This window comes from Ulvibacterium marinum, assembly GCF_003626755.1.
Classification (GTDB): Bacteria; Bacteroidota; Bacteroidia; order Flavobacteriales; family Flavobacteriaceae; genus Ulvibacterium; species Ulvibacterium marinum.
Window position 1 is genome coordinate 874,497 of the sequence record NZ_RBCJ01000001.1, and the last position, 12,611, is coordinate 887,107.

Here is a 12,611-nt window from a genome sequence, read left to right on the forward strand (position 1 = left end):
GAAAGGTATTATGTTACGAAATTACTTTAAAATCGCGTGGAGAAATTTGTTGAAAAATAAATCGAGCTCTTTTATCAATATTATGGGTCTTACCATAGGAATCAGTACCTGTATGGTGATTCTGATATTCGTGAGATATGAATCTACCTTTGACGCCCATCACTCCAATGCGGAAAAAACCTATCGTATCGTGCAACGCTACAGCTTGCCCGAAGAAACCTTGTATTGGAATACGACGGCCTATCCCTTGGCAGAAGCACTACGTAATGATTTTCCTGAAATTGATGTGGTGACCCAAATTTCCGGACCTGTTAGCCGTGTGTTTCAAGTAGAGGATAATTTTGGGAACGTTAAACGATTTGAAGAATCACAGGTGTTATTTGTGGATGCCCAATATCCCAAGACCTTTGATGTACATTGGTTGGCAGGAGATTTAAATTCTGCGCTTTCAGGGATAAACTCCGTGGTGTTGACGGCGGAACTTGCCAAAAAGTTTTTCGGATTGGAAAAGGAGAATTACAATTCAATTCTTGGTAGGACCATTTTTTTACAAAGTAAGGACCCTTTTACGGTTACAGGCGTGGTGGCAAGCCCTCCTGGAAATTCCGACCATCAGTATACTATGCTTATTCCCTATGAGTTCTTTAAAATTAACAATGAATATTTTTCTTCGAATTGGTCAGGCAATTACCAGGGGACAACATTTGTGGTTTTAAGGAGTGCCAAAATCAAGGAGGCCCTGGAGAAGAAGATTGCCGGATGGAAGAAAAAATACTTGAATCCAGAGGACGATAAACGAATCGCGTATGCGCTTCAACCCCTAAAGGAAATACATAATGAAACTTTATATGGCAACAGTCCGGGGGGCTACATTATGCCGGCAAACATCCTTAACACAGCGCTAATAGTGGCGCTATTTATTCTTCTTATCGCTATCATCAACTTTGTAAACTTGTTAACGGCACAATCCAATTCGCGATCAAAGGAGGTAGGGATACGGAAAGTAATGGGAGGTGGGCGTTTTAACCTGATTGTTCAATTCATCTTTGAAAATAGTCTCATTATAATCGGCATTTTGGCACTCTCGGTCTTCATAGTACGGATTTTGTTGAATTTCCTCAATACAAATTTATCGGTTATCGACTTGCAACTTGAGCTGGGTTGGAGTCATGTAGGTATACTTCTTTTCATCGGTGGCCTCACCTTGGCATTGGCAGCAGTTTACCCTGCGCTAGTGGTCTCCGCCTTTAAACCGATACAAGCTTTGAGGAATAGTATACGGTTTTCCGGTACAAATCGATTTAATCTTAGGAAATCGTTGGTTACCTTTCAATTTGCCGTAGTACAGCTTTTTGTAATCGCCGCTATCGTTTTGGCGATGCAAATGAATCATTTTAGGGAGACGGACCTCGGTTTTTCATCCGATGCCGTCGTCATTACGGAAACCCCGGAATTTGAAAAACTGGAAGTTTATAGGGAAAGGCTTCTGGGGAATTCCGGCATTAACAAGGTCGCTTTTGGTTCTGGCCCCCCAATGGCAGTGAACGGCATTCAATTGGGCACCAATTATCGACTTCCTGAACAACCTGAGGAAGAAGTGATGATGGCCGAGATGAAGATTGCCGATATCCACTATTTGGATTTTTATGATATGGAATTGGTAGCAGGGCGAAATTTTCTGGGCAACAAAGAGGCGTTCGACGAATTTATTGTAAATGAAACGCTCTTAAAGTCCTATGGCTGGAATGCAGAGGAAGCTATCGGAAAAAAAATCCAAATAAATGAAGGACAAGCAACGATTGTAGGCGTAGTGAAGGACTTCAACAATAATTCGCTACAAAACGAAATTTCACCTTGTATCCTATTAAATTGGACGTACTATCAAAGCAATGCTTTTATAAAAATCTCGGATGCCAATCATCTTTCATTGGGGGTGATTAAAAATATCTGGGAACAGACTTTTAATAATTCAATATATGACTATCAGTTTTTGGAGGATTCCATTGAAAAGGAGTATGCTGTGGAAAATTTGGTGTTTACCGGTTTTGGTATTTTTTCGATTTTAGCCATCAGTATAGGATGTTTGGGACTTTTTGGATTAATGTCCTTTATGATATCGAAAAAGGCGAAGGAAATTGGTATACGAAAAGTCCTGGGTGCAACCCTATTCGAAAACCTTTCCCTTTTTACAAAAGAATACATAGGACTGGTTGCTTTGGCCTTTCTAGTTGCCGCACCTCTTGTGTACTATTTTATGAACCAATGGCTGGAAGGTTTTACCTATCGCATTGAACTATCTTTTTGGATGTTTTTAAGTGGGGGATTTGTAACCCTAATAATCGCTATATTAACCTGTAGTTTTCAATCCATAAAAGCTGCACTGGCCAATCCGATATATGCCTTAAAGGAAGAATAAATAAATCATTAATAAAAACGAAAAATATGCTGTTACAACTAAGAAACATTTTTAAATGGGTAAATTCAGGAGGCCAACGTCTCTTCTTGCTAAAGGATATTAATCTTAATGTAGAGGAAGGGGAATTTATCTCGGTCATGGGCCCATCGGGTTCTGGAAAATCTACCCTGCTCAATGTTATTGGGATGTTGGATAATTTTGATGAGGGGGAATACGAATTTTTACACGAATCGGTACATGCCTTAAAGGAAAAACATAGGGCCAATCTGTACAAGGAGTACATTGGTTTTGTATTTCAATCCTATCATTTGCTGGATGAGCTTACGGTTAAGGAAAATCTGGAAATGCCCTTGTTGTATAAAAAATTCAAAGGCACGGAACGTAAAGCCATGGTTGCGGATATGTTAGATCGATTTAATATCGTTGGAAAAAAAGATCTTTTCCCTACGCAATTGAGCGGAGGCCAACAACAACTTGTAGGGGTGGCCCGGGCATTGATCGCCAATCCTAAATTGATTTTGGCCGATGAGCCCACGGGCAATCTGAATTCAGCACAAAGTGAGGAAATCATGGCGCTTTTTAAGCAACTAAACTCTGAAGGTGTAACCATTATCCAAGTAACGCATTCTGAAAAGAATGCGGCCTATGGATCAAGGGTCATTAACCTGTTGGATGGAAGGATGATCAAGTAGTTATCTAAGGACCTGTTTTGAAATATGTGATTTAAATTTCTTTTAGGCTCTAAAAAAACCGGTGCGCGAGACACACCGGTTTCAACAAACTAACTCAAACTAGACTAACTCAAATAATCACATTGCAAAACTCGTGGTTCAACTTATATTGAGGGTTAATATAACATGAAGGAAACATCATAAAAATCCATTTCTTAATTTTCTATGATTCAAATAGGGCTTCCACTCCCTTCCAGACATGAAAATACCACACCTCAAAAAAGGCGAACGCTCCAAAAAAACGCGACTATCTTTTCTACTAAGTTTCAAAAATCAGGGATTAGTTTACAAATGGTAAATTTTTGGGATTAAGAAATGCTTCCCGACTATCTATGAAATTCTAAACTTATTCTTAAAATGAGTCGAAATTCAACAAAAGGAATTCTCTGAAGATGATTTTTAGGATTTCGTAAATTTGGCGATATCAAGAATCTAATTCAACGTCAAATGAAAAATGTATTTGTGCTCCTCTGCTTTCTCCTAGTTATTACCACATGTAAGGAAGCACCAAAAAACACTGATGAAAAGGCTCCACAGGAACAAGCCATAGAACCTAAATGGGAATCGGTTGTTTCAGAAGATGGCAGCAAACCGGTACAACGCCATGAGGCCGCTTTTGTTAGGGTTGAGGATAAATTTTATCTGTTTGGGGGGCGTGGCATACGGCCCGTTAGTATTTACGATACGCAAACCAAAACATGGTCTCAAGGCACGGAACCTCCAATAGAAATGCACCATTTTCAACCCGTTGTCCATAAAAATAGGATCTTTATTGTGGGCGCATTAACTGGGGGATGGCCTAATGAAACGCCGATTACACATATTTATGTTTATGACCCCTTGAATGATAAATGGTCCAAGGAAGATGAAATTCCCTCAGAACGGTTAAGAGGTTCTACAGGGAATGTAATTTTCAATGGAAAGCTATATGTTTCATGCGGCATAAAGAACGGCCATATTGGGGATCATAAGAACTGGATGGACAGCTATGACCTAAATACGGGGGAATGGCAAATTTTGACCGACGCCCCTAGACCACGGGATCACTTTCAAGCTGTTGAGGCAAACGGAAAAATTTATGCGCTGGCAGGCAGAAATACCGGAGCGTCCGATGAGCCCTTTGGGAGTACTATAGGAAAGGTTGATGTATATGATATTGTCAGCAATAGCTGGGTGTCCCTGCCTAACGACATACCTACCCAACGCGCCGGTAACATGGCAATTTTGCACAGGAACGAGATTTTGGTATTGGGAGGAGAGTCCAGTACCCAAGAAAAGGCGCATGCCCATGTGGAGGCACTTGATATTGGCAATAACAGCTGGCGTTCTCTACCCTCAATGCTAGAAGGAAGACATGGTACAGGGGTGCTGGAACATAACGGGAACTTGTACGTTGCCTCCGGTTGTGGAAATCGAGGAGGAGAACCCGAGTTATTCACAATGGAGAAATATTAGCAGTAGAGAACCCACCAACGTTCTTTATCAATGCTTCGGGTCGATTAAAGGGAATTCACCCCTTAGCATGTGTATGGTATTCACTAAAGCCCGAATATTGTGATAGTTGACTTTCCAATTATGGGCCTTTGCATCGTATTTGGCTTCCGGATCCGTATCCAATCCTTCATGAAACCAACCACCGTATTCGTGGTCAATCATGTGGGTAACTATGTGGTCCCATTGTTTTTCAAATAAATCCAGATAACGCGACTCATCCGGAAACAACTTGGAAAACAGCAAAAGGGAATTAAGCCCTTCCGCTTGCGTCCACCATACTTTTGCCTCGTTTTCAATGGTATGCCGACCTTTTTCATCCCAATAAACACCCTCGTAATAGAATCCTCCGGTCTGTGTGTCCCAACCCCATTCCAGGGCATGGTCTACCATTTTTTTAGCTTTTCTTAAGGTAACGGAATCCTTTTTTCGGCCAAGTATGTGGGAGGCCTCTAACATAAGAAAGGCGGTTTCCACATCATGACCAAAGGAAACATGATCCATCCATAAATTTTGCGTTCTATAGCTATTCGTTGAATCCCGCAACGATATTGGTTTCCAATCGCGTTCCAGGTACAGGTTGAGGTGGCCCTTTGGGGTAGTAATGGTATCCCTAATCAGTCCTAACATTTCCTCCAGGCGTTTTTTCAATAAAGGATTTTGCCATACCTCGTAAAGGGCGGTAAAACTTTCCAAAAGGTGAATGGAGGAGTTTTGATCTTTCCAATCCTTTCGAATGAAATTGTCATAACCGGCATCATTTGTATGGACATCCAAGAACCAGGAGCCATTGTGTTGAAGGACATCAAAATAGCCTTTGTGTACGGGGTCATGGGCATGTTCCTCTAACCATAAAAAGGTCTTCTTTGCCAGATTTAGTGCAGCTGAGTCCTTGGAAGCTTTGTAATACGTGGCGAGTCCGTAGATGGCAAAAGAGTTGCCATAGGTGCTCTTGGTATTGGAAAGTACTGCCAGTGAATCATTTTTTATATGTAATAAGGTATGGAATCCACCATTGGTTTCGTCCCACATGACATCCCTAAGGAAGCGATATCCATGCGCCGCGATTTGTTCGTACTTCTTATCCTTATAAAAAAGGGCAAGGGTGGAAGCTGTCCAGACATGACGCGCCTGACTTACCAACATTTTGTTTTGCTTGCCTTCCTTTTGCCATTTGTAATTGAAATCGGACCAAAAACCACCATTAATGGTGTCCATGGTTTTTGGGTACCAGACCCGAACAAGAGTATCCAAGGAGGCTTCGATTTCAGAAAGTAGTCCCTCATCTTTTAGGGGTTCTGTCCTCTCCGTTTTGCAGGAAAAGAACACTAGTACATACAAGAACCATGCTAATGTTACATATACGGAACTTTTGGAAATCAGGTTGGGCATAGACTTTATCCATTTGATATAAAGCTACTTATATTTTCTGAAAAATGGATATGGATTAACGTAATAGAATCAATACGGCCCCAAGGGCGGTCAGGATCAATATCATTTTTCTGTAAAAACTTTCCTTTATAATTTTTACCAAACGTACCCCGACATATAAGCCTACAAAAATCCCTGGGACCAATCTTAAATCTATAAGTACGGATTCCCAGGTAATGGTTCCCCAAGACCAAATATGAAAAGGAAGCTTAAACACGTTGATAATAAGGAAAAGCCAGGCAGCAGTCCCTATAAACTCGTTTTTAGGCAAACGCATGGCCAAGAAAAAGATATTGGCAAAGGCCCCCGCCAAATTTCCTATCATGGTGGTAATTCCGGCCATAACACCCATAAATCCAGCAAATGCCCAATGGTCAGGAACCGTTTTGGATTTTCTACGATCCCACCAGTACATCATTATGACGCTTCCTAAAATAATGAAGGCCATCCCAATTTTAAAAGTGTCTTCATCCAAATCCTTTCCTATTAGGACACCTATAAGAACACCAGCCATCATCCAAGGTAGAAAACGTACAATGTATTTCCACTGGGTATGTCTATTATAATAGATTACTGCAAAAATATCGCCAACGATTAGGAGTGGGACTATTAGACCTGTAGAGTTCTTCGCGCCAAAAGCCAAAGCCATGAATGTTACAATGATAATGGCGATTCCCTTTATGCCACTTTTGGAGACACCTATAACAAATGCCGCAATATATGCCAAGGTCCAAGATGTAATCGGAATTTCTGATACTAGGGTTGGTAGCACTAAGGTAGTTTAACAGTGAAACCACAAAAGTATCCTAAAAAATAATATCTTTAGCCATTAACCAATAACCAAACCATGGAACTCAGCACCCTGGATTATAGTTTTATTGTCGTTTTCTTCTCAATCGTTTTAGGGATTGGGATTTATGTTTCCAAAAAATCAGGAAAAAATTCCTCGGAGTTCTTTTTGTCGGGAAGAACAATGCCCTGGTGGCTGTTAGGTCTTTCCATGGTGGCTACTACCTTTTCCACGGACACGCCCAACCTGGTAACCGATTTGGTGCGCACCAGTGGAGTATCGGGCAACTGGGGCTGGTGGTGTTTTTTGCTTACAGGGATGCTCACAGTTTTCGTTTATGCCAAATTATGGAGAAAATCAAATGTTAAGACCGATCTTGAGTTTTACGAGTTGCGTTACGGGGGTGCACCGGCACGTTTTTTGAGAAAATTCCGTGCCGTGTATTTGGGTATTTTGTTCAATGTTATTACGATGTCCGCCGTAACATTGGCCGCCATTAAGATTGGGGGAATTATGTTGGGACTTGAACCTTGGCAAACTGTAATCGGGGCTGGTTTGATAACGGTAATTTTCAGTGCCTTGGGAGGATTTAAAGGCGTAGTCTATACCGACTTTTTACTATTTTTTGTAGCAATGGCCGGAGCCATAGGAGCTGCCTATTATTTGGTAAACATTCCAGAGGTAGGGGGTATACAGGCGATTATTGAAAGCGAAAACGTTAAGGACAAGCTCAACATTCTACCGGATTTAAGTGATACTAAAGCAGTGGTGACCATTTTGGTAATTCCTTTGGCCGTACAGTGGTGGAGCTCCTGGTATCCGGGGGGTGAGCCCGGTGGTGGAGGCTACATTGCACAGCGTATGTTGGCCGCAAAAAATGAAAACCATGCCATTGGTGCAACTTTCTTCTTCAATATTATGCACTATGCCCTGCGTCCATGGCCTTGGATTTTGGTAGCTCTGGCCTCATTGGTCGTTTATCCGGACGTTGCAAGTATTTCGGAGGCTTTTCCAAACGTGCCTGCGGATAAATTGGGACACGATTTGGCCTATTCGGCCATGTTGACCAAATTGCCTAGCGGATTGCTGGGCGTTGTATTGGCTTCCCTGATAGCAGCATATATGAGTACCATCTCTACCCAATTGAACTGGGGGTCATCCTATATGGTCTTTGATTTTTATAAGCAGCAGATAAATCCAAATGCCACCGAAAAACAAATGGTGGCCGTAGGACGTTTGTCAACCGTGGTTTTGATGATTTTAAGTGCCTTTTTGGCCTTGGCTATGCAGAATGCGATGGGTATTTTCAATCTTTTACTATCATTTGGCGCCGGTACCGGGCTAATTTTTATTCTCAGATGGTTTTGGTGGCGGATTAATTCATGGAGTGAAATTTCCGCCATGTTCTCTTCCGGGATTCTCGCTATTTTGTTGGAGACAACTGAATTGAGACCTATTTTGTTTGATTCTGAAACTGGACTATTGCCGGATTGGGGGGAACTACCTTTTATAATGTTGGTAACCTCGGTAATTTGGTTGTCGGCCACTTTTATGACCCAGCCAGAATCGAAACAAGTGTTACGGGATTTTTATAAGAAAATACAACCAGGAGGCCCTGGATGGTCAAAAGTCGTCAGAGAAGCTCGTGAGGATAACGATGAGGTCGTCTTGGAAAATGAGAAATGGAGTGTGCCCTCGGGCATAACGGCCATGCTTTTGGGCGTTGTACTGGTCTACTCCACCATGTTCGCTACAGGCTATTGGATTTATGGGAAGACCACTTTAGCATTGATTTTAACTGGTGTAGCGGTACTTTCCGGTCTTCTGCTGATAAGGGCATGGAACCGTATGAAAGATAATATACTATAGTTTTTACCATGAAGGATAGGATTATTTCAGTGGATATTTTTAGGGGACTTACCATAGTCCTAATGATTTTGGTAAATACCCCGGGAACCTGGTCTGCCGTATATGCGCCTTTTCTACATGCTGATTGGCATGGTTATACGCCTACTGATCTGGTATTTCCCTTTTTCCTTTTTATCGTTGGGACTTCCATTGTATTTGCCTATAAAGACAAGCCCGTTAATGCTAAGAGTTACAAAAAGATTACGATTCGTGCCTTAAAGTTGATCGGCCTCGGCCTTTTTCTTGGAGCGTTTACCATCACCTTTCCCTTCATAAAGGATTTTGCCGAAATCCGGTTTCCTGGAGTTTTACAGCGTATAGGTGTTGTATTCTTTTTTGCGGCGATTTTATTTCTGAACGTTAACTGGAAAACCCTTATAGGCATATGTGTCTTTCTTTTGATCGGCTATTGGCTACTCATGGGTTTTGTACCCGTAGGTGGGATGGAATCCACTTTTGAAAGGGCCCCCAATAACTTGGCGAATTACGTGGATTTAAACGTTTTAGGGAGCCATATGTGGAAGGAAGATTATGACCCGGAGGGTCTATTGAGCACAATACCCGCAATTTGCAGCTCATTGTTGGGTATTTTTACCGGATTGGTATTAACATCCAAACAACCCAAAAAAACAACCCTTATGATAGGGATAGGAGGTTCGTTGCTACTTCTTGGACACTTATGGGACTTCATTTTCCCCATTAACAAAGCACTCTGGACCAGTAGTTTTGTTTTGGTAACGGCAGGCTGGGCCAATATGTTCTTGGCATTGATATATTACTTGACGGATGTGAGGGGTATGGAATTTGGAAGTATTTTTCGTTATGCCGGTGCCAATGCCATTATCGTATACTTTTTATCCAGTTTTATTACCAAGCTTTTTTATTCAATTAAAGTAGCTGAAGACACCTCACTTCACGGTTGGCTATTTGACACCATCTATGTACATGATTTTATGTCCATGCAATTTTCTTCCTTACTTTATGGTCTTTCTGTTGTTGCGTTTTACTGTCTTCTGGCCTATGTCCTATACCAAAGGAAGATTTTTATCAAGGTTTAGAAAGTGGGTGTAACAACTTGGCAACGTATTTACCGATAACATCAAATTCCAGGTTCACCTTGGACCCAACCTCATAAGCATGAAATCGTGTGTGCTCGTAGGTGTAAGGTATGATAGCCACACTAAACGTATTAGTTCCGGAATCAACCACCGTTAAACTTACACCATCAATGGTTATCGATCCCTTTTCTATGGTAGGATTATTGAGAGAAACATCATATTCGAATGAAAATAGCCAGCTGCCATCCTTTTCCTCGATCGAAGTACAGGTCCCTGTTTGATCTACATGCCCCTGAACAATATGGCCGTCCAATCGGGAACCTAGGATCATAGCACGTTCCAGATTCACGGAATCACCGATTTTCAAATCACCCAGATTGGTTTTTTGAAGGGTTTCGTCAATAGCCGTAACCGTATATTTGTCCTCTCCTAAGGAAACTACGGTTAGGCAAACACCATTATGAGCCATACTTTGATCTATTTGCAACTCCTTGGCTACCTGGGAAGCTATTGTAATATGAAGGTTGCCCCCATCCTTTTCCAATTGTGATATCTCTCCTAAGGTTTCAATTATTCCCGTAAACATGTTCCGCTTAAATTGAGTAATTTTGTGCGATAAATTTAGGGATAAAGCCAAAGAAAATATGCAGGAAAATCGAAAAATACGGCTAGGAATTTCCATAGGGGACCTAAACGGAATTGGATGTGAGGTTGTTCTTAAGACTTTTGAAGATTCCCGCATGCTGGATTTCTGTACACCTGTAATTTTTGCTTCCAATAAAACCATTTCCTTTCAGAAAAATGCTTTGGGCATTACCATTAAATACCATGGTATCCATGAAGCTTCCAAGATTATTGATGGCAAGATCAATGTGGTGAATATTTGGAAGGAAATACCGAAAATCGAGTTTGGAAAAGAAACCGAAGAAGCCGGAAAATATGCCTTAAAATCATTACGGGCAGCGGTAAAAGCCCTAAAAGAAGAAAATATTGACACCTTGGTGACCGCTCCAATCAACAAAAATAACATTCAGTCGGAAGACTTTAAGTTTCCTGGGCACACAGATTATCTGGCCCAGGAATTGGAGGGCGAAAGCCTTATGTTTATGGTTACGGATACATTAAAAGTGGGACTGCTTACGGATCATGTCGCCGTAAAGGATGCACCCATGGCCATAAATCCTATCTTGGTCAGGACCAAGGTACGTACGATTGAAAAATCCCTTCAGATGGATTTTGGGATTCGGAAACCAAAAATTGCCCTCCTAGGGATTAACCCGCACAGTGGGGACAACGGCGTTATTGGCAAGGAAGATGACGAAGTTTTGAAACCCGTCATCAAGGAAATGTCAGACTCGGGCCACTTAATTTTTGGCCCCTATTCAGCAGATAGTTTTTTTGGCTCGGACTCCTATAAGAACTTTGATGCGGTTTTGGCGGCCTATCACGATCAAGGATTAATTCCCTTCAAGACGCTTTCCTTCGGCAAAGGGGTCAATTATACCGCAGGTCTTTCAAAAATCCGCACCTCCCCCGATCATGGCACGGCCTACGAGATTGCAGGAAAGGGCAAAGCTGACCATAGCTCCTTTAAGGAGGCAGTATTTACCGCCTTGCAAATTTTTAAGAACAGAACGGAATTCAGGGAACTGAATGAGAATCCATTACAAAAGCAAAAAGTAAGACGATAGATCGGCGATTTTCCAACAAGTTTTATAAGGTGTTGGTGTCCTGAACATTTGGCTTTCAAATATTGGCTTTTATCAAAATAATAGTATCTTTGCACCCGCCAGAATGGAAACGTTTTGGTATTCCCATATCAAGGGTATAGGTCAAAAATAAGTGTTGGTACGATGAAGCATAAGGAATATAATATTCCTTTCTCTGGATTGAAGCAAGGAAAACACAAGTTCACCTATTCAATTGATAATACGTTCTTTGATTCTTTTGGGTACGAAGAGTTCAATGAGGCCCAAATAGATTTCTTGGCAGAACTGAACAAAATGAGTACTATGCTGGAATTGCATTTAAAGGGCGAAGGTGTGGTAAATGTGGATTGCGACTTAACAAGCGAGCCCTACGATCAACCTATTTCCGGTCAATTGGAATTAGTGGTCAAGTTCGGAGAGGATTTCAATGATGAGGATGATGAAATATTGATTATTCCCCATGGGGAACATCAAATCAATATAGCGCAATACATCTATGAAATGCTGGTGCTGGCCGTTCCCCAAAAACGGATACATCCCGGAGTCTTGGACGGCACTCTAAAATCTGATGCCCTAGATAGGCTTAAGGAACTACAACCCAAAGAAACTGACGAGAATTCAGAGAAAAATGACCCGCGTTGGGACGCATTAAAAAAGTTTTTAACGGATAAATAAGATATAAAATGGCACATCCTAAAAGAAAAATATCCAAAACCAGAAGGGATAAGAGAAGAACCCATTATAAGGCTGTTGCCCCTACTTTGGCTACGGACCCTACAACAGGAGAGATGCATTTGTACCATAGGGCTCATTGGCATGAGGGCAAATTGTATTACAAAGGTCAGGTTCTGATAGACAAGACCGAGGAAGCGGAGGCTTAATAAAGCAACATGATATTTTTTAAATTCCTGTCCCTATAAGGACAGGTTTTTTTGTAGGCGCTTGTTTTTAAAAAATGAAAATAACATTTGTCTAAAGACGAAAGACAGTACCAAAGATTACTTCAATGGCCTTGGTAATATGATGCCGGATGCAATTAAGATCGAATCATATAATTTTCAGACTCTCTAAACCCTT

At 41.4% G+C, this 12,611-nt stretch carries 11 protein-coding genes; 8 read left to right on the plus strand and 3 right to left on the minus strand.

Annotated elements, in window-relative coordinates; all coding sequences use genetic code 11:
* Nucleotides 1-10: 10 nt before the first annotated feature.
* From D7Z94_RS03590 to D7Z94_RS03600, 3 genes are all read left to right on the plus strand, one after another.
* Entirely contained in the window at nucleotides 11-2,416 is a 2,406-nt protein-coding gene (locus tag D7Z94_RS03590; RefSeq protein WP_120710145.1) for an ABC transporter permease, read from the plus strand.
* A gap of 26 nt (nucleotides 2,417-2,442) precedes the next feature.
* Nucleotides 2,443-3,108, plus strand: coding sequence for an ABC transporter ATP-binding protein (locus D7Z94_RS03595; RefSeq protein WP_120710146.1), 666 nt, complete (start codon nucleotides 2,443-2,445; stop codon nucleotides 3,106-3,108).
* A 486-nt stretch (nucleotides 3,109-3,594) separates the two neighbouring features.
* Nucleotides 3,595-4,602, plus strand: coding sequence for a Kelch repeat-containing protein (locus D7Z94_RS03600; RefSeq protein ID WP_120710147.1), 1,008 nt, complete (start codon nucleotides 3,595-3,597; stop codon nucleotides 4,600-4,602).
* A gap of 27 nt (nucleotides 4,603-4,629) precedes the next feature.
* Here the strand turns inward: D7Z94_RS03600 and D7Z94_RS03605 are convergent, their stop codons facing one another.
* Both D7Z94_RS03605 and D7Z94_RS03610 read right to left on the minus strand, forming a co-directional pair.
* Nucleotides 4,630-6,030, minus strand: a complete 1,401-nt coding sequence (locus D7Z94_RS03605; RefSeq protein ID WP_120710148.1) for an AGE family epimerase/isomerase — start codon at nucleotides 6,028-6,030, stop codon at nucleotides 4,630-4,632.
* Between the two features lie 55 nt (nucleotides 6,031-6,085).
* Complete coding sequence (locus tag D7Z94_RS03610; RefSeq protein ID WP_120710149.1) at nucleotides 6,086-6,841, minus strand: sulfite exporter TauE/SafE family protein; 756 nt, start codon at nucleotides 6,839-6,841, stop codon at nucleotides 6,086-6,088.
* Nucleotides 6,842-6,916: 75 nt separating this feature from the next.
* Between D7Z94_RS03610 and D7Z94_RS03615 the strand changes: the two genes are divergently transcribed.
* Together D7Z94_RS03615 and D7Z94_RS03620 are read left to right on the plus strand one after the other, a co-directional pair.
* Nucleotides 6,917-8,728 carry a sodium:solute symporter family protein gene (locus D7Z94_RS03615; protein WP_120710150.1) on the plus strand — a complete coding sequence of 604 codons (1,812 nt, stop codon included), beginning with the start codon at nucleotides 6,917-6,919 and terminating at the stop codon, nucleotides 8,726-8,728.
* Nucleotides 8,729-8,736: 8 nt separating this feature from the next.
* Nucleotides 8,737-9,825, plus strand: a complete 1,089-nt coding sequence (locus D7Z94_RS03620; RefSeq protein ID WP_120710151.1) for an acyltransferase family protein — start codon at nucleotides 8,737-8,739, stop codon at nucleotides 9,823-9,825.
* On the opposite strand, the gene D7Z94_RS03625 is transcribed toward D7Z94_RS03620, so the two are convergent.
* Nucleotides 9,815-10,411 carry a riboflavin synthase gene (locus tag D7Z94_RS03625; RefSeq protein ID WP_120710152.1) on the minus strand — a complete coding sequence of 199 codons (597 nt, stop codon included), beginning with the start codon at nucleotides 10,409-10,411 and terminating at the stop codon, nucleotides 9,815-9,817. The genes D7Z94_RS03620 and D7Z94_RS03625 overlap by 11 nt on opposite strands.
* 58 nt (nucleotides 10,412-10,469) lie before the next feature.
* Between D7Z94_RS03625 and pdxA the strand changes: the two genes are divergently transcribed.
* The 3 genes from pdxA to rpmF all read left to right on the plus strand — a co-directional run bounded on the left by pdxA (nucleotide 10,470) and on the right by rpmF (nucleotide 12,415).
* Complete coding sequence (pdxA, locus tag D7Z94_RS03630; protein ID WP_120710153.1) at nucleotides 10,470-11,516, plus strand: 4-hydroxythreonine-4-phosphate dehydrogenase PdxA; 1,047 nt, start codon at nucleotides 10,470-10,472, stop codon at nucleotides 11,514-11,516.
* 162 nt (nucleotides 11,517-11,678) lie between these two features.
* A complete protein-coding gene (locus tag D7Z94_RS03635) occupies nucleotides 11,679-12,209 on the plus strand; it encodes a YceD family protein (RefSeq protein ID WP_120710154.1) in 531 nt (176 codons plus the stop codon).
* Between the two features lie 8 nt (nucleotides 12,210-12,217).
* Nucleotides 12,218-12,415, plus strand: coding sequence for a 50S ribosomal protein L32 (rpmF, locus tag D7Z94_RS03640; protein ID WP_120710155.1), 198 nt, complete (start codon nucleotides 12,218-12,220; stop codon nucleotides 12,413-12,415).
* Nucleotides 12,416-12,611 lie beyond the last annotated feature (196 nt).